The following is an 18,458-nucleotide window of genomic DNA, read 5'->3' as shown; positions in this document are numbered from 1 at the left end:
TGACCAGGGTGGTCATTGGCCGCTCGAGGCCGGATAGAAATCGTCAGACAGAGTCTTCAGCGCAGCCGGCAAACGCGGCCCGAGTCCGCCCACCAGCAGCGTCGGATCCAGCTCCAGCACACGGCCGGTCTTGGCGGCACGGCTGGAATTGAGGATCGGGTTTTCCTTGAACAACGCCGCTTTTGCCGCCTCGCCGGTCAGCGCACGGTCAGCGAACACCAGCACTTCAGGATCAAGACTGGCCAGGGATTCCACGGAAAACGGCTTGTAACCGGTGTGGGTCGCGAGGTTATGCCCGCCCGCCTGCTGCAGCAGCCAATCGGCGGCGGTGTCCTTGCCGGCGATCAGTGGTTTGCCGCCGGCATGGCCGAGCAGCAACAGCACGCCCGGTGCTTTCTGCTTTGATTGCACCGCAACCACACGTGCCTTCTGAGCATCGAGTTGCTGTTGATAACTGTGCAGCAATTGCACGGCCTGGCTTTCGGCCCCCAGCAACTGCCCCAGATGAGTAACGTTTTTCTCCAGCGTCGGCAGATCCGGCTGAGCCGAGAACAATTCCACCCGCACCTTGGCGCTGCGAACCTGGGAGATCACTGGCGGCGGGCCCATTTCTTCGGTGCCGATCAGAATGTCCGGGCGCAGGCTGAGGATGCCTTCGGCCGACAGGCTGCGCTGGTAGCCGATGCTCGGCAGGGACTTGAGGGATTGCGGATGCTGGCTGGTGGTGTCGACGCCCACCAGTTTGGCCTCGCCGCCCAGCGCACTGACCCACTCCGACAACGCACCGCCGGCGCTGACCCAACGTTGCGGCAACTCGGCCGCTGCAGCCTGGTGGCTGACCAAAAGTCCGACACACAGCACGGCAACGCGGGTACTCAGGCGCATAGACAGCTTCCTTGAAAGGTTTTTCCGGGCACCGGAACGGCAGGCCAAGTATCCTCGGCAGCGATCACCTCGCCACGGGCGAAGGCGGCCATTTGATAATTGTTTGCATTTGAACGTCAAGCTCGGACATATCCGGACACGAGCCGACACTTGAGGATAGCCATGAAGTTTCTTTGCGCGGGCGCCGACCTGGTTGAGGGCGGCAGTCGCGGTTTCGATATCGACGGGAAAAAACTGTTGGCTGTGCGCCGCGCGGGGCAGGCGTATGTCTATCTCAATCGCTGTCCGCATCGGGGCGTCGGTCTGGAATGGCATCCCGACCAGTTTCTCGACCCCAGCAACAGCCTGATCCAATGCGCCACCCACGGCGCACTGTTTCTGATCGAAGACGGAGAATGCGTCGCCGGCCCCTGCGCCGGACAATCGCTGACGGCCATCCCTTGTCATGAAGACGCGCAAGGGCTGTGGATCGACGTTTAACCGTTGAGCAGCACGTCCAGGCGCCTGTCGATCACCATCTCTTCATGGCTCAACCGCACGCCGTACGCCAGGACCTCGACCCCGCACGCCACCGCCTCACGTAGCGCAGCGGCGTAGGCCGAGTCGATTTCCTCGGCCGGGCGCACCGCTTCGACACCCGTGAGATTGACGCAGTACAACTGCACCGCGCGAATCCCGTCCCGGGCCAGATGCGCCAGCTCACGCAAATGCTTGGCGCCGCGCTGGGTCACTGCATCGGGAAATGCCGCAATCGCCGTACCGTCGAAACCGAGAGTGACGCTCTTCACTTCGATGTAGGCCGAGCCCGTCGGGTAGTCGAGGCGAAAATCGATCCGGCTCTTTTCCTGCCCGTACGCCACTTCGCGCTTGAGCCTGGTGAAACCGTTCAGCTCACTGATGACGCCGGCCTGCAAGGCTTCTTCGACCAGAGCGTTGGCGCGCCCGGTGTTGACACAAAACAGCCGTCCCTGCGGGGTTTCGCCGACTTCCCAGGTGCCGGGCAGTTTGCGTTTCGGATCTGTGGAGCGGCTGAACCAGACCTGCCCGCCCTCGACCTGGCAATTGAGCATTGAACCGGTGTTCGGGCAGTGAATGGTCAGCAATTCGCCGCCAACAGTTTCGATATCGGCGAGAAAACGCTTGTAACGGCGGATCAATCGGCCTTCTTCGAGCGGAGGATGAAAGCGCATCAGCCTTGCCAGCTCTTCAAGCCACGGGCGATACGTTCTACCGCTTCCTGTAGGCGTGGGAGGTTTTGCGTGTAGGCAAAGCGCACGTGATGACCGGCCTGATAGCGGCCGAAATCCAGCCCCGGCGTGAATGCCACGTGTTCGGTTTCGAGGAAGTGCCGGCAGAACGCGAAGGCATCGCCGCCGAACTGGCTGATATCGGCATACAAATAGAACGCGCCTTCCGGCTCCACGGCAATGTTGAAGCCCAGCTCCCGCAATGCTGGCAGCAGAAAGTCACGGCGACGGCCGAATTCGGCGCGGCGCTCTTCGAAAATCGCGATGGTGTCCGGTTCAAAACAGGCCAGCGCTGCGTGTTGGGCCATGCTTGGCGCGCTGATGTAGAGGTTCTGCGCGAGCTTTTCCAGCTCACTGACGGCGGCATCCGGCGCCACCAGCCAGCCGAGGCGCCACCCGGTCATGCCGAAATATTTGGAGAAACTGTTGAGGACAAAGGCGCTGTCGTCCACTTCCAGCACACTGGCGGCGTCGGTGCCATAAGTCAGGCCATGGTAGATCTCGTCCACCACCAGATGCCCGTGACGCGCCTTGATGGCTGTGGATAATCCGGCCAGCTCATCGCGGGTCAGAATCGTACCGGTCGGGTTGGCCGGCGAGGCAACCAGCGCACCGACGCTGTCGTGGTCCCAGTGGCGTGCCACCAGGTCCGGCGTCAGCTGATAACGCACGTCCGGGCCCACCGGTACAAGCTGCGCCGCGCCCTCGACCAAACGCAAAAAGTGCCGGTTGCAAGGATAGCCGGGGTCGGCCAGCAGCCAGTGCTTGCCCGGATCCACCAGCAACGCACTGGCCAGCAGCAACGCGCCGGAACCGCCGGGCGTAATGAGAATCCGTCGTGGATCGATGTTCAGGCCGTAGCGCGTTTGATAGAAACCGGAAATCGCCTCGCGCAGTTCGGGAATGCCACGGGCCGCGGTGTAGCGGGTTTTCCCCGCCGTCAGGGCTTGCTGGCCGGCGCGAATGATCGACTCGGCGGTGGTGAAGTCCGGTTCGCCGATTTCCAGGTGGATCACGTCGTGGCCGGCGGCCTGCAATTCATTGGCCCGCGCCAGCAACGCCATGACATGGAACGGTTCGATCGCACGACTGCGCGCACTGTAGGGCTGAGCCATTGGCCTTCCTTCAACGAGGGAAAAGAAACGATTCTACCCATCTGCCGGAACGAGCGAGAACCCGCAGCGGTCACAGCCTCAAGAACACTGGACTGTAACGCCCCGCGCGTACGCTCCAGGATTGACTAAAATCAGTGATTGAGCAGGTTTGCAGCACCGCCGGACATGGCTTGGCAAACATTTGCAAGCCCCATCGGCCACGCGCTCGACATCCGGGAGTAGCGCGGGTCGAATTGATCTGGTAAGTTCGCCCGCTTGCAGCCGCAGGGCCGGCAGGTGTCGGTGATGGAGCAATCCTGCGCAATGGATTACAAGAGTAGAGGCGGTCCATTTCATGCCCACCCAAGCAAAGCAACAGGCAAGTCAGACACTCAGCGGTTTCGAACCTTACGTCCCTAAAGAGGGCGAAGAGTACATGGGCGCGCCTATGCGTGCGCACTTCACCAAGATCCTGACCAAGTGGAAACTCGACTTGATGCAGGAAGTCGACCGCACTGTTGATCACATGAAAGACGAAGCGGCCAACTTTCCTGATCCGGCCGACCGTGCCAGCCAGGAAGAAGAGTTCGCCCTCGAGCTGCGCGCCCGCGACCGCGAGCGCAAACTGATCAAGAAGATCGACAAGACCCTGCAACTGATCGAAGACGAAGAGTACGGCTGGTGCGACTCTTGCGGCATCGAGATCGGCGTCAAGCGCCTCGAGGCCCGTCCGACTGCCGACATGTGCGTCGACTGCAAGAACCTGGCGGAAATCAAGGAAAAGCAGGTCGGCAAATAATCCCGGCCTGAACGAAAAACGGAGCGTGCGAACGCTCCGTTTTTGTTTCTGCTGTTTTTGACTCTCAAGTAACATCGCCCTCATGACTGCCAACACCTCCCCCGCCTATATTGGCCGCTTCGCCCCGACCCCCAGCGGGCACCTGCACTTCGGTTCGCTGGTTGCCGCCCTGGCCTCTTATCTGGACGCACGCTCGGTGGGCGGTCGCTGGCTGGTGCGCATGGAAGACCTCGATCCGCCCCGTGAAGAGCCAGGCGCGCAAGCGGCGATTCTCAAGGCGCTGGAAAGCTATGGCTTCGAATGGGACGGCGAGATGGTTCGCCAGAGCGATCGGCACGAGGCCTACGCGCAAGTGCTCGACAGCCTGTTCAATCACGGCCTCGCCTACGCCTGCACCTGCTCGCGCAAACAATTGGAGCCATACCACGGCATTTATCCGGGACTGTGCCGCAATGCCGGCCATGGCCAGGAAGACGCGGCGATTCGCCTGCGCGTGCCGGAGTTGGAATACCACTTCATCGACCGGGTGCAGGGCGAATACCGCCAGCATCTGGGCCGCGACGTGGGTGACTTCGTGATCCGCCGCCGCGACGGCCTCTACGCCTACCAACTGGCGGTGGTGCTGGACGACGCCTGGCAGGGCATCACCGACATCGTGCGCGGCGCCGATCTGCTCGACTCCACGCCGCGCCAGCTCTATCTGCAAGAACTGCTGGGCCTGCGCCAACCGCGCTACCTGCACCTGCCACTGATCACCCAGCCGGACGGCAACAAGCTCGGCAAGTCCTATCGCTCGCCACCGCTGGAAGCCGATCAGGCCACGCCATTGCTGCTGCGGGCCCTGCGTGCATTGGGGCAAAACCCGGGGCCCGAACTGGCCCACGCCTCGCCGCAAGAGCTGCTGAAATGGGGTAGTGCCCACTGGGACGCGACGAAGATCCCGCGCACACTGACCCTGCCCGAAGCGCAACTGCTGTGACGACACTTGCAGTGGCGCGCCCATCCGTTACCATCGCCGCACGTTTTCGGGCACGCGCATAAAAAAGAGAGGCCGGGATGTACATCTATCGCTTGGTCCTGCTTCTGGTCGTCGGGATCTACCTGTTCTCCCCCGCCATCATGGATTGGTGGATCGACGCGACGGGCGCCTGGTATCGCCCTTATCTGCTCTGGCTGATCCTGATTGTCGTGACCTTCATCCTGCAGAGCCAAAAAGATGCCGATGAGCTTTAGCCTGACCCAGATGCTGCTGATCAGCGCCGCCTACCTGGCCGCGCTGTTCGGCGTGGCCTGGATCAGTGAACGGGGCATGATCCCGCGGGCGATCATTCGCCATCCGCTGACCTACACCCTGTCGCTGGGGGTTTACGCCAGCGCGTGGGCGTTCTATGGCACGGTGGGTCTGGCCTATCAGTACGGCTATGGCTTTCTGTCCAGTTATCTCGGGGTGTCCGGCGCGTTCCTGCTGGCGCCGGTGCTGCTGTACCCGATCCTCAAGATCACCCGCACTTATCAACTGTCGTCGCTGGCGGACCTGTTCGCCTTCCGCTTTCGCAGCACCTGGGCCGGTGCGCTGACCACGATTTTCATGCTGATCGGCGTCTTGCCGTTGCTGGCGTTGCAGATTCAGGCGGTGGCCGACTCGATTGGCATCCTCACCGGCGAACCGGTGCAGAATCGCGTCGCCCTGGCATTCTGTGCGCTGATCATTCTGTTCACGATCTTCTTCGGCTCCCGTCACATCGCCACCCGTGAAAAGCACGAAGGGCTGGTATTCGCGATTGCCTTCGAATCGGTGATCAAACTGGTGGCCCTTGGCGGCGTCGGCCTCTACGCGCTATACGGCGTATTCGACGGCCCGCAACAGCTTGAACTGTGGCTGTTGCAGAATCAGACCGCCCTCGCCGCCCTGCACACGCCGTTGCAGGAAGGCCCGTGGCGCACGTTGCTGCTGGTGTTTTTCGCCTCGGCGATCGTGATGCCGCACATGTATCACATGACCTTCACTGAAAACCTCAACCCGCGCTCGCTGGTCAGCGCAAGCTGGGGCCTGCCGCTGTTCCTGCTGTTGATGAGCCTGGCGGTGCCGCTGATTCTCTGGGCCGGCCTGAAACTCGGCGCCACGACCAATCCGGAATACTTCACCCTCGGCATCGGCATCGCCGCCAACAGCAAATCGCTGGCATTGCTGGCGTATGTCGGCGGTCTGTCGGCGGCCAGCGGCCTGATCATCGTCACCACGCTGGCCCTGTCGGGCATGGCCCTGAACCATCTGGTGCTGCCGCTCTACCAGCCGCCGGCCGAAGGCAATATCTATCGCTGGCTGAAATGGACCCGCCGGGCGCTGATCGTCGCGATCATCATGGCCGGTTTCTGCTTCTACCTGATGCTCGGCGCCGAGCAGGATCTGGCCAACCTCGGCATCGTCGCCTTCGTCGCGACCCTGCAATTCCTGCCGGGCGTGCTGTCGGTGCTGTACTGGCCGACCGCCAATCGCCGTGGCTTCATCGCCGGTCTGCTGGCGGGGATTGTCGTGTGGGTCGTGACCATGCTGTTGCCGCTGGTCGGCAATCTGCAGGGTTTCTATATTCCGCTGCTGAACATGATCTACGTACTGGACGACACCAGTTGGCACATGGCGGCCATCGCCTCGCTGGCGGCCAACGTGCTGATGTTCACGCTGATTTCGCTGTTCACCAATGCCAGCCCCGAAGAAGCCAGCGCCGCCGAAGCCTGCGCGGTGGACAACGTACGTCGCCCGCAACGCCGCGAATTGCACGCAGCCTCCCCGCAGGAATTCGCCACGCAACTGGCCAAGCCGCTGGGCGCCAAGGCTGCGCAGAAAGAAGTCGAACAGGCCCTGCGCGACCTTTATCTGCCATTCGACGAGCGCCGCCCTTATGCCTTGCGCCGCCTGCGTGACAGGATCGAAGCCAACCTCTCCGGCCTGATGGGCCCGAGCGTCGCCCAGGACATGGTGGAAACCTTCCTGCCCTACAAGGCCGGCGGTGAAAACTACGTCACCGAAGACATCCACTTCATCGAAAGCCGCCTCGAGGATTATCACTCGCGCCTCACCGGCCTCGCTGCCGAGCTCGACGCCTTGCGCCGCTACCACCGTCAGACCTTGCAAGAGCTGCCGATGGGCGTCTGCTCGCTGGCCAAGGATCAGGAGATCCTGATGTGGAACAAGGCCATGGAAGAGCTGACCGGAATTGCTGCGCAACGGGTGGTCGGCTCGCGCCTGAGTACCATCGCCAATCCGTGGAAAGACCTGCTGCAAGGCTTCATCCATCTGCCGGATGAGCATTTGCACAAACAGCATTTGGCCCTCGACGGCCAGACCCGTTGGCTGAACCTGCACAAAGCGGCGATCGACGAGCCGCTGGCACCGGGCAACAGCGGCCTGGTGTTGCTGGTGGAAGACCTGACCGAAACCCAAATGCTCGAAGACAAACTGGTGCATTCCGAGCGCCTGGCCAGCATCGGCCGACTCGCGGCGGGTGTGGCCCACGAAATCGGCAACCCGATCACCGGCATCGCCTGTCTCGCGCAAAACCTGCGCGAAGAGCGCGAAGAGGACGGTGAGCTGACGGAAATCAGCGGCCAGATCCTCGAACAGACCAAACGCGTGTCACGCATCGTCCAGTCCTTGATGAGCTTCGCCCACGCCGGCAGCCATCAGCACAGCGACGAGCCCGTCTGTCTGGCGGAAGTGGCCCAGGACGCCATCGGCCTGCTGGCCCTGAACCGGCGCAATTTCGAAGTCCAGTTCTATAACCTGTGCGATCCCGATCACTGGGTCGAAGGCGATCCGCAGCGGCTCGCCCAGGTGCTGATCAATCTGCTCTCCAACGCCCGCGACGCCTCGCCTGCCGGCAGCGCGGTGCGGGTCAACAGCGAAGCCGGCGAACACACGGTCGATCTGATCGTCGAAGACGAAGGCAGCGGTATTCCGTCGAGCATCATGGACCGATTGTTCGAACCCTTCTTCACCACCAAGGATCCTGGCGAAGGCACCGGTCTGGGCCTTGCACTGGTCTATTCCATCGTTGAAGAGCATTATGGACAAATCACCATCGACAGCCCGGCTGATGTTCAGAGCCAGCGCGGCACCCGTATCCGGGTGACATTGCCGCGCCATGTCGAAGCGACGTCCGCTGTGAACTGAGACCGTCGAGAGTATCGAATCAATGCCGCACATTTTGATCGTCGAAGACGAAACCATTATCCGCTCCGCCTTGCGCCGCCTGCTGGAACGCAACCAGTACCAGGTCAGCGAAGCCGGTTCAGTGCAGGAAGCACAAGAACGCTTCAGTATTCCCACATTCGATCTGATCGTCAGCGACCTGCGACTACCGGGCGCTCCCGGCACCGAGCTGATCAAGCTCGGCCAAGGCACGCCGGTGCTGATCATGACCAGCTACGCCAGCCTGCGCTCGGCGGTCGACTCGATGAAGATGGGCGCGGTGGACTACATCGCCAAGCCTTTCGACCACGATGAAATGCTTCAGGCTGTCGCGCGGATCCTGCGTGATCGCCAATCGGCGCCTGCCGCCGGCGAGGCAGCTGCTGCCAAACCGGCCAATGGCAGCGGCAAATCCGCCATCGACAACAGCAACGGCGAAATCGGTATCATCGGCTCGTGTCCGCCGATGCAGGATCTTTACGGCAAGATCCGTAAAGTCGCGCCGACCGATTCCAACGTACTGATCCAGGGTGAGTCCGGCACCGGTAAAGAGCTGGTGGCCCGCGCCCTGCACAACCTGTCGAAACGCGCCAAGGCGCCGATGATCTCGGTGAACTGCGCCGCCATTCCGGAAAGCCTGATCGAGTCCGAACTGTTCGGTCACGAGAAAGGTGCGTTCACCGGTGCCAGCGCCGGTCGCGCCGGTCTGGTGGAAGCGGCGGACGGCGGCACGCTGTTCCTCGACGAAATCGGCGAGTTGCCACTGGAAGCCCAGGCTCGCCTGCTGCGCGTGTTGCAGGAAGGCGAAATTCGCCGGGTGGGCTCGGTCCAGTCACAGAAAGTCGATGTCCGCTTGATCGCGGCGACCCACCGTGACCTCAAGAGCCTGGCGAAAATCGGCCAGTTCCGTGAAGACTTGTACTACCGCCTCCACGTGATCGCGTTGAAACTGCCGGCCCTGCGCGAGCGCGGCGCCGACGTCAACGAAATCGCCAATGCGTTCCTCGCTCGTCAGAGCGCGCGCATCAACCGCACCGACCTGAAATTTGCCGCCGATGCCGAACAGGCGATCCGGCACTATTCCTGGCCGGGTAACGTGCGGGAGTTGGAAAACGCCGTCGAGCGCGCGGTGATTCTGAGCGAAAGCCCGGAAATCTCTGCCGACCTGCTGGGGATCGACATCGAACTGGGCGATCTGGAGGACGACGAATTCATCGGCCTGCCGGCGCAACCGGCCGGTAACGCCAGCAACAGCAGCCACGAACCGACCGAAGACCTGTCACTGGAAGACTACTTCCAGCATTTCGTGCTCGAGCATCAGGACCACATGACCGAGACCGAACTGGCGCGCAAACTGGGCGTCAGTCGCAAATGCCTGTGGGAACGCCGTCAGCGTCTGGGCATTCCGCGGCGCAAGACCGGGGTCGCCAGCGAGAGCTGAACGTTACCTGTCGAATGTGCGGGTAACCGCTAAAGAAGTGAAAAAACTGTTACCTCAGTCTTTTCACGTAACAGAAGCCGGGGTTATCGGTAACGAAACCCCGGCTTTTTTTCGCCCTGCGAAAACGGTTATATCGACCTAACCCCTTGTTTTATTGGGGTTCGCAAAAGTTGGCACGGCACCTGCTATATGTTTGGTACAAGAACAATAACAAGCAATGCACAAGACAATAAAAATAAGACGAATCGACTCACGCACAATAAAAACAAGACGGCGAGAGGCGCAGCTAACTGATTCTTTTGGAGAGGCGTTGTATTTGGGGCTAGCCCCACGACCAGGCCGAGAACAACAAAAACTGTCTTAAGACAGAGCCTGTACTGGTTGGATCGCAAGATCACTGCAACACAGCGACCAAAGCAATCCGTTTGCTCTTGGCTCCCGATTGGGAGGGTCATGAAGGAAAAGCTTCATGACGAGGGCACTCAACAAAAACAAGAAGCCCGAATCAATAATAAAAAGAGCACGCAACTACTTCTTGGGGAGCTTCGGCTCCCCTTGTAGTTTCTCCCTTACGGTAAATCTCTCCTCCACCACACTCCCACACCCCTCTAGCCCGCGGCTTGCAGCGCAAAACGGCAGCGTCCTACACCATCCCTCGACTAAATGCTAGAATCCCGGCCCATCATGCGGTCATTCTCTGGTATGGCCGAACATTCCTTCAAACAGTGCATCCCATGCTGAAGAAGCTGTTCCAGTCATTCCGAACTCCCCTGCGTCGTACGCAACACATCCGTAGCACGCCTGAAGTCCTCAACAGCGGCCAACATTCGCTGCAAAAGGCGCAATTCAGCCGGTACGCGGTCAACATCGTCGAACGTCTGCAGGGCGCCGGCTACCAGGCCTACCTGGTTGGCGGTTGCGTGCGAGACATGCTGCTGGGCATCACGCCCAAAGACTTCGACGTCGCCACCAGCGCCACCCCCGAGCAGGTCCGCGCCGAATTCCGCAATGCGCGGATCATCGGTCGCCGCTTCAAGCTGGTACACATCCATTTCGGCCGCGAAATCATTGAAGTCGCGACCTTCCGCGCCAATCACCCGCAAAACGAAGACGACGAAGACAGCAACCAGTCCTCGCGCAACGAGAGCGGGCGCATTCTGCGTGACAACGTCTACGGCACCCTGGAAGAAGACGCGCAGCGCCGCGACTTCACCATCAACGCCCTGTATTACGATCCGGTCAGCGAGCGCATCCTCGACTACGCCAACGGCGTACACGACATCCGCAACCACCTGATCCGCCTGATCGGCGACCCAAAGAAACGTTACCAGGAAGACCCGGTGCGGATGCTGCGGGCCGTGCGTTTCGCCGCCAAGCTCAATTTCGGTATCGAAAAGCACACCGTCCAGCCGATCCGCGAGCTGGCACCGATGCTGCGCGAAATCCCATCAGCCCGCCTGTTCGAGGAAGTGCTCAAGCTGTTCCTCTCCGGTCACGGCGCCATCACCTTCGAGATGCTGGTCGACCTGCAACTGTTCGCGCCGCTGTTCCCGGCCAGTGCCGATGCGCTGGAACACAACCCGGAATACACCCACACGCTGATCAGCGAAGCACTGACCAACACCGACTTGCGGATCAAGCAGAACAAACCGGTGACCCCGGCGTTCCTGTTTGCCGCCCTGCTGTGGCCAGCCCTGCCGGCCCGCGTGTTGCGTCTGCAAGAGCGCGGCATGCCGCCGATTCCGGCGATGCAGGAAGGCGCTCACGAACTGATCGCCGAGCAGTGCCAGCGCATTGCCATTCCAAAACGTTTCACCATGCCGATCCGCGAGATCTGGGACATGCAGGAACGCCTGCCACGCCGCAGCGGCAAACGCGCCGACCTGCTGCTGGACAATCCGCGCTTCCGCGCCGGCTACGACTTCCTGCTGCTGCGTGAAAGCGCTGGCGAGCAGACCGATGGCCTGGGCGAATGGTGGACCGATTATCAGGACGCCAACGACAGCGAACGTCGCGACATGATCCGTGACCTCAGCGGCAAGGGTGATGACGCCAGCGGCGCACCGCGCAAGCGTCGTCGCAGCAGCGGTTCCAAACGCAAACGTGCCGGCGCACCGAGCGCCACGGGCGAATAAGGCATGGAGCGCATCTACATCGGCATGGGCAGCAACCTGGCTGACCCGGCCGAACAACTGCGCAGCGCGGTCGACGCGCTGGGGCAATTGCCCGATACCGAACTGGTCGGCGTGTCTGCCTTCTACCAAAGCGACTCCCTGCTGCCGGGGCAACCGCGTTATACCAACGCGGTTGCCGCGCTCGACAGCGCGCTCGCCCCGCTGGATTTGCTCGATGCCTTGCAGGCGATCGAAAACGATCAGGGCCGCGAACGCCTGGAGCGCTGGGGCCCGCGCACGCTGGATCTGGACATTCTGCTGTTCGGTGATCGCCTGATCGACGAACCGCGCCTGAAAGTCCCGCATTACCACATGCAGGAACGCGCGTTCGTTCTCTATCCCCTGGCCGAACTGGCTCCCGATGATCTGCGTCTGGCCGATGGCCGCACTCTTGCGGATCTTCTCGCCGCCTGCCCGTTCGTCGGCCTCGAACGCCTTCCCCACCCCTGACATCTATCCCCTGTGGGAGCGGGGTTGCTCGCGAATGCGGTGTATCAGCTCAATAAGATGCTGACTGACACGACGCCTTCGCGAGCAAGCCCGCTCCCACATCGACCTGTCCAAATCCCGGTTTTTGTCGGACAAAAAAACCGCAGATCAGGCCCCCCGGCCCGCTGAATCGCATCAGTAACGCCGGTAACACTCCCCTCGTAACAATGCGGTAACACATGCAATTGACTTCCTGAGGCCTCATCACGACTATAGGCGTCCCGCTGCCGCCAACCCGGCATACAAGGGCGCAATCCAGGCCTTATAAGCACGACAAAAGAGCGTGCGCCTGAATAGATGACGAATCACGCGCGTTACTCGCAGTAGTTTCCAAAGCGCCTGAACGAGGATTTCTTACATGCCAGCCATCACCCTGACCACGCTCCAGAGCCTCAAGCAGAAAGGTGAAAAGATCACCATGCTGACCTGCTATGACGCGACCTTCGCCCACGCCTGCAACGAGGCCGGTGTCGAAGTGCTGCTGGTGGGCGACTCCCTCGGCATGGTCCTGCAGGGTCACGACAGCACCCTGCCGGTGACCACCGCAGAAATGGCCTACCACGTTGCCAGCGTCAAACGCGGCAACTCTGATGCCCTGATCCTGGCCGACCTGCCGTTCATGGCCAACGCCACCCTCGAACAAACCATGACCAACAGCGCCCTGCTGATGCAGGCCGGCGCGCACATGGTCAAGGTCGAAGGCGCCTTGTGGCTGGCGGACTCGATCCGCCTGCTGGCCGAGCGCGGTGTGCCGGTCTGCGCCCACATGGGCCTGACCCCGCAAGCCGTGAACATTCTCGGCGGCTATAAAGTGCAGGGTCGCAACGAAAACCAGGCTCGCCAGATGCGCGCCGACGCGATCTCGCTGGAGCAGGCCGGTGCAGCCATGCTGCTGCTCGAATGCGTGCCGAGCGAACTGGCAGCTGAAATCAGCCAGGCCGTGAAGATTCCGGTGATCGGCATTGGCGCCGGCAGCGACACCGACGGTCAGGTGCTGGTACTGCACGACATGCTCGGCCTGTCGATCAGCGGCCGCGTGCCGAAGTTCGTGAAGAACTTCATGCAGGGTCAGGACAGCATCCAGTCCGCGCTGAAGGCTTACGTCAGTGAAGTCAAAGCCACCACTTTCCCCGGGATCGAACACGGATTCTCTGCATGAACACCGTCAAAACCGTACGTGAACTGCGCGCCGCCGTGGCGCGCGCCCGCAGTGAAGGCAAGCGCATCGGCTTCGTGCCGACCATGGGCAACCTGCACAGCGGCCACATCGCGCTGATCACCAAGGCCACCCAGCGCGTGGACTTCGTGGTTGCGAGCATTTTCGTCAACCCGCTGCAGTTCGGCGCCGGCGAAGACCTCGACAAGTACCCACGCACCCTCGCGGCGGATCAGGAAAAACTGCTGGAAGCCGGATGCGATCTGCTGTTCGCCCCGACCGTCGAGGAAATGTACCCCGACGGCATGGCCGGTCAGACCCGGGTCAGCGTGCCGCAACTGTCCGAAGGCCTGTGCGGCGCCAGCCGTCCGGGGCATTTCGAAGGCGTGGCGACGGTGGTCAGCAAGCTGTTCAACATGGTCCAGCCAGACCTGGCGATCTTCGGCCAGAAAGACTTCCAGCAACTGGCAGTGATCCGCGCGCTGGTGCACGACCTGAACATGCCAATCCAGATCATTGGCGAGCCGACCGTACGCGCCGCCGACGGTCTGGCGCTGTCCTCGCGCAACGGTTTCCTCAGTGAAGAACAGCGCGCCGTGGCGCCGGTGGTCTATCGCACCCTGAGCAGCATTGCCGAATCGATCAAGCAAGGCGAGCGCGACTTCCCTGCCCTGATCCAGGCGCAACGCCAGCAACTGGAAGCCGCCGGCCTGCGTCCTGACTACTTGGAAATTCGCCACGCCCTGACCCTGCGTCCGGCAACGGCAGAGGATCGCGATCTGGTGATTCTGGTCGCGGCCTTCCTCGGCACCACCCGGTTGATAGACAACCTGCATCTGAATCTCGATACCCCCGCCTGAACACCGGCAGACGCTGTGGAAGCAACCCCGCTCCCACAGCGTCTGTACCCACTTCCAGACTGTATTGCTGAGCACCTGACCATCGGGCAAACTGCCCGCCGTTCCACTGCGCGCAAAAGCACGGACTTGCTCGCATTACTCGCCGTCTGTCGGCCCCGTCTGTTATCAATGTTAAAAAAGTACCGAAAACAGGTCAGACAAAGCCAAGACAGATCGCGGCGCTGGGTTTACTGTATTCGCCCTGCGCCAAGGTAATCGTGTCGACGCAGTTGCCCCCTCGCCCAAACATGGCGGGGAGGTCTTTTCAGAGTTCAAAAGGCCGTTCAAGTAAAAAGGAAAACCGCAGCGATGGCGTACTACCGCACTCCTCATGACGTTACCGCTCTGCCTGCCTGGCAAGCGTTGAAAGATCACCGCCAAGCCATGCAGGATTTCAGCATGCGCGAAGCCTTCAACGCCGATCCGCAGCGCTTCAATCAGTTCACTCTCAGCAGCTGCGGACTGTTTCTCGACTATTCGAAGAATCTGATCAACGCCGAGACCCGCAACCTGCTGGTGGGTCTGGCCAACGAAGTCGATCTCAAAGGCGCGATCAAGGCCCTGTTCGACGGCGAAATCGTCAACTCCTCCGAAGGCCGCCCGGCGCTGCACACCGCCCTGCGTCGCCCGGTCGGCGACAAGCTGTCGGTCAACGGCGTCAACGTGATGCCTGAAGTACACAAGGTGCTGAACCAGATCACCGATCTCGTGGGCCGCATCCACGACGGTCTGTGGCGCGGTTACACCGAAAAGCCGATCACCGACGTGGTGAACATCGGCATCGGTGGCTCGTTCCTCGGCCCTGAACTGGTTTCCGAAGCCCTGCTGTCCTACGCCCAGAAAGGCGTGCGTTGCCATTACCTGGCGAACATCGACGGCAGCGAGTTCCACGAACTGACACAAAAACTGCGCGCCGAGACCACGCTGTTCATCGTTTCGTCGAAATCGTTCAACACCCTCGAAACCCTGAAAAACGCCCAGGCCGCACGCGCCTGGTACCTGGCCCAGGGCGGTTCTGAAGCCGAGCTGTATCGCCACTTCATTGCCGTATCGAGCAACAACGCGGCAGCCGTGGCCTTCGGTATCCGCGAAGAAAACATCTTCCCGATGTGGGACTGGGTCGGCGGTCGTTACTCGCTGTGGTCGGCCATCGGCCTGCCGATCGCGCTGGCCATCGGCATGTCCAACTTCAAGGAACTGCTGTCCGGTGCCTACACCATGGACCAGCATTTCCAGAGCGCGCCGTTCGAACAGAACATGCCGGTGCTGCTGGCCCTGCTCGGCGTGTGGTACGGCAACTTCTGGGGCGCGCAAAGCCATGCGATCCTGCCGTACGACCACTATCTGCGTAACATCACCAAGCACTTGCAACAGCTGGACATGGAATCCAACGGCAAGAGCGTGCGTCAGGACGGCACCGCAGTGTCGACCGACACTGGCCCGGTGATCTGGGGCGGCGTCGGCTGCAACGGTCAGCACGCCTACCACCAGCTGCTGCACCAGGGCACCCAACTGATCCCGGCCGACTTCATCGTGCCGATCGTCAGCTTCAACCCGGTCTCCGACCATCATCAATGGCTGTACGCCAACTGCCTGTCGCAGAGCCAGGCGCTGATGCTCGGCAAGACCCTGCCGGAAGCCGAAGCTGAACTGCGCGACAAGGGCATGAGCGAGGACCAGGTGCAGAAACTCGCACCACACAAGGTGATCCCGGGCAACCGTCCGAGCAACACCCTGGTGGTCGAGCGCATCAGCCCGCGCCGTCTCGGCGCATTGGTGGCGATGTACGAACACAAAGTCTTCGTGCAAAGCGTGGTCTGGGGCATCAACGCCTTCGACCAGTGGGGCGTGGAACTGGGCAAGGAACTGGGCAAGGGCGTGTACAACCGTCTGGTCGGCAGCGAAGAAACCGCCGCCGAAGACGCGTCCACCCAAGGCCTGATCAACTACTTCCGCGGCCGTCACCGCGGCTGATCCAGCCCCGAACACACCCCCTCGCCATGAGGGGGTGTTTGTTTACAGGTATTGAACCCTCCCCGCTCTCGGCGCATCTTTATCCTTGTCGCACAACAAGAATAAGGAACCGTCATGTTCGATATCAGCACGTTCCCCAAAGCCGATGCCGTCCGCCGGGCTGCACAGTTGAGTCAGGACGACTACCAGCGCCTGTACCGCGAATCGATTGAACACCCCAGTACCTTCTGGGCCGAACAGGCCACCCGCTTCCTCGACTGGAGCACGCCGTGGCAGACCGTCCAGCGCTATAACCTGAAGACCGGCGAAGCCGCCTGGTTTGCCGGTGGCAAGCTGAACGTCAGCTACAACTGCATCGATCGCCATCTGGAAAAGCGCGGCGATCAGACCGCCATCCTCTGGGAAGGCGACGACCCCGCCGAATCGACACAAATCACCTACAGCAAACTCCATCACCATGTCTGCCGCCTGGCCAACGTGCTGAAGAGCCGTGGCGTTAAAAAAGGCGACCGGGTGTGCATCTACATGCCGATGATCCCCGAAGCGGCCTACGCGATGCTCGCCTGCGCGCGGATCGGCGCGATTCATTCGGTGGTGTTTGGCGGTTTTTCTCCGGACTCCCTGCGCGACCGCATTCTCGACGCCGACTGCCGCACCGTGATCACCGCCGACGAGGGCGTGCGCGGTGGCAAATTCGTGCCGCTGAAACAGAATGTCGACAAGGCCCTGCAGAGTTGCCCGAATGTCAGCACCGTCGTGGTGGTCGAGCGCACCCAGAACGAAGTCGACTGGGTCGAAGGCCGCGACCTCTGGTATCACCAGGCCGTGCGCGACGTCAGCGACGATTGCCCGCCGGAACCGATGGACGCAGAAGACCCGCTGTTCATCCTCTACACCTCCGGCAGCACCGGCAAACCCAAGGGCGTGCTGCACACCACCGGCGGTTACCTGCTGCAGGCGGCGATGACCTTCAAGTACGTGCTCGACTACCGCGACGGCGAAGTGTTCTGGTGCACCGCCGACGTCGGCTGGGTCACCGGCCACAGCTATATCGTGTACGGCCCGCTTGCAAACGGCGCCACCACCCTGATCTTCGAAGGCGTGCCGAGCTACCCGAGCACTTCGCGGTTCTGGCAGGTGATCGACAAACACAAGGTCAACATCTTCTACACCGCCCCCACTGCCCTGCGCGCGTTGATGCGTGAAGGCGCCGGGCCGTTGCAGGAAACGTCGCGGCAAAGCCTCAGATTGCTCGGCAGTGTCGGTGAGCCGATTAATCCGGAAGCGTGGGAATGGTATTTCAACGTGGTCGGCGAACAGCGTTGCCCGATTGTCGATACCTGGTGGCAGACCGAAACCGGCGGCATCATGCTCAGCCCGCTGGTCAGCGCCCAGCGGATCAAGCCGGGCTGCGCCACCCAACCGATGTTCGGCGTACAACCGGTGCTGCTCGATGAACACGGCAAGGAAATCCAGGGCGCCGGCAGTGGCGTGCTGGCGATCAAGTCGAGCTGGCCGGCGCAGATCCGCAGCGTTTACGGCGATCCGCAGCGCATGGTCGACACCTACTTCAAGCCCTACCCCGGTTACTACTTCACCGGCGACGGCGCCCGCCGTGACGAGGACGGCGATTACTGGATCACCGGGCGCATCGACGACGTGATCAATGTCTCCGGCCATCGCATCGGCACCGCCGAGGTAGAGAGCGCGCTGGTGCTGCACGACAGCATCGCCGAGGCCGCTGTGGTCGGCTATCCACACGACGTCAAAGGCCAGGGGATTTATGCCTTTGTCACTCCGATGAACGGCACCGAGCCCAGCGATGAACTGAAGAAAGAACTGCTGGCCCACGTCAGCAAGGAAATTGGCAGCTTCGCCAAACCGGACCTGATCCAGTGGGCCCCGGCCCTGCCGAAGACCCGCTCGGGCAAGATCATGCGGCGGATACTGCGCAAGATCGCCTGCAACGAGCTCGACAGCCTCGGCGATACCTCAACCCTGGCGGATCCGAGCGTGGTGCAGGGCTTGATCGATAAACGCTTGAACCAGTAAGACCGCAAACACATCGCGAGCAGGCTCGCTTCCACAAGGACTTATGATCGTCTGTGGGA

At 61.5% G+C, this 18,458-nt stretch carries 15 protein-coding genes; 12 read left to right on the top strand and 3 right to left on the bottom strand.

The annotated features are described in order from the left end of the window. Positions 1-12: 12 nt before the first annotated feature. On the bottom strand, positions 13-885 hold the full coding sequence (locus tag CAG25_RS19065) for a hemin ABC transporter substrate-binding protein (RefSeq protein WP_085612646.1): 873 nt from the start codon (positions 883-885) through the stop codon (positions 13-15). 162 nt (positions 886-1,047) lie between these two features. Between CAG25_RS19065 and CAG25_RS19060 the strand changes: the two genes are divergently transcribed. Then, complete coding sequence (locus CAG25_RS19060; protein WP_085612645.1) at positions 1,048-1,365, top strand: Rieske (2Fe-2S) protein; 318 nt, start codon at positions 1,048-1,050, stop codon at positions 1,363-1,365. Here the strand turns inward: CAG25_RS19060 and sfsA are convergent. Beyond that, positions 1,362-2,075: a DNA/RNA nuclease SfsA gene (sfsA, locus tag CAG25_RS19055; RefSeq protein ID WP_085612644.1), complete on the bottom strand. Its 714-nt coding sequence runs from the start codon at positions 2,073-2,075 to the stop codon at positions 1,362-1,364. The two genes, CAG25_RS19060 and sfsA, sit on opposite strands and share 4 nt — an antisense overlap. Beyond that, positions 2,075-3,247 (bottom strand): pyridoxal phosphate-dependent aminotransferase, encoded by a 1,173-nt coding sequence (locus CAG25_RS19050; RefSeq protein ID WP_085612643.1) that lies wholly within the window; start codon positions 3,245-3,247, stop codon positions 2,075-2,077. The genes sfsA and CAG25_RS19050 overlap by 1 nt, the downstream gene beginning before the upstream one ends. Before the next feature lie 334 nt (positions 3,248-3,581). Between CAG25_RS19050 and dksA the strand changes: the two genes are divergently transcribed. The 11 genes from dksA (at position 3,582) to acs (ending at position 18,399) form a co-directional block, all read left to right on the top strand. Next, positions 3,582-4,025 (top strand): RNA polymerase-binding protein DksA, encoded by a 444-nt coding sequence (dksA, locus tag CAG25_RS19045; RefSeq protein ID WP_039771633.1) that lies wholly within the window; start codon positions 3,582-3,584, stop codon positions 4,023-4,025. Between the two features lie 82 nt (positions 4,026-4,107). Further along, on the top strand, positions 4,108-5,004 hold the full coding sequence (gluQRS, locus tag CAG25_RS19040; RefSeq protein ID WP_085612642.1) for a tRNA glutamyl-Q(34) synthetase GluQRS: 897 nt from the start codon (positions 4,108-4,110) through the stop codon (positions 5,002-5,004). A gap of 77 nt (positions 5,005-5,081) precedes the next feature. After that, entirely contained in the window at positions 5,082-5,258 is a 177-nt protein-coding gene (locus tag CAG25_RS28450; RefSeq protein WP_003176118.1) for a hypothetical protein, read from the top strand. Further along, positions 5,242-8,196 (top strand): sensor histidine kinase, encoded by a 2,955-nt coding sequence (locus CAG25_RS19035; protein ID WP_178076484.1) that lies wholly within the window; start codon positions 5,242-5,244, stop codon positions 8,194-8,196. Before CAG25_RS28450 ends, CAG25_RS19035 begins: the two co-directional genes overlap by 17 nt. 22 nt (positions 8,197-8,218) lie before the next feature. Continuing rightward, entirely contained in the window at positions 8,219-9,655 is a 1,437-nt protein-coding gene (locus CAG25_RS19030) for a sigma-54 dependent transcriptional regulator (RefSeq protein WP_085612640.1), read from the top strand. 734 nt (positions 9,656-10,389) lie between these two features. After that, positions 10,390-11,790, top strand: coding sequence for a polynucleotide adenylyltransferase PcnB (locus tag CAG25_RS19020; protein ID WP_064599472.1), 1,401 nt, complete (start codon positions 10,390-10,392; stop codon positions 11,788-11,790). A gap of 3 nt (positions 11,791-11,793) precedes the next feature. Beyond that, the gene (gene folK, locus CAG25_RS19015) at positions 11,794-12,279 is read left to right on the top strand and encodes a 2-amino-4-hydroxy-6-hydroxymethyldihydropteridine diphosphokinase (protein ID WP_085612638.1); all 486 of its coding nucleotides are present in this window, start codon (positions 11,794-11,796) and stop codon (positions 12,277-12,279) included. 397 nt (positions 12,280-12,676) lie between these two features. Next, positions 12,677-13,477: a 3-methyl-2-oxobutanoate hydroxymethyltransferase gene (gene panB / locus CAG25_RS19010; RefSeq protein ID WP_039771642.1), complete on the top strand. Its 801-nt coding sequence runs from the start codon at positions 12,677-12,679 to the stop codon at positions 13,475-13,477. Beyond that, positions 13,474-14,334: a pantoate--beta-alanine ligase gene (gene panC, locus CAG25_RS19005; protein WP_007959604.1), complete on the top strand. Its 861-nt coding sequence runs from the start codon at positions 13,474-13,476 to the stop codon at positions 14,332-14,334. Before panB ends, panC begins: the two co-directional genes overlap by 4 nt. 348 nt (positions 14,335-14,682) lie before the next feature. Next, positions 14,683-16,347 carry a glucose-6-phosphate isomerase gene (gene pgi / locus CAG25_RS19000; RefSeq protein ID WP_085612637.1) on the top strand — a complete coding sequence of 555 codons (1,665 nt, stop codon included), beginning with the start codon at positions 14,683-14,685 and terminating at the stop codon, positions 16,345-16,347. A 114-nt stretch (positions 16,348-16,461) separates the two neighbouring features. Continuing rightward, positions 16,462-18,399, top strand: coding sequence for an acetate--CoA ligase (gene acs, locus CAG25_RS18995; protein WP_085612636.1), 1,938 nt, complete (start codon positions 16,462-16,464; stop codon positions 18,397-18,399). Positions 18,400-18,458: the final 59 nt, after the last annotated feature.

It is taken from the genome of Pseudomonas sp. B16(2017), assembly GCF_002113205.1.
Classification (GTDB): domain Bacteria; phylum Pseudomonadota; class Gammaproteobacteria; order Pseudomonadales; family Pseudomonadaceae; genus Aquipseudomonas; species Aquipseudomonas pharyngis.
This window is presented reverse-complemented; position numbering and strand designations above follow the sequence as displayed.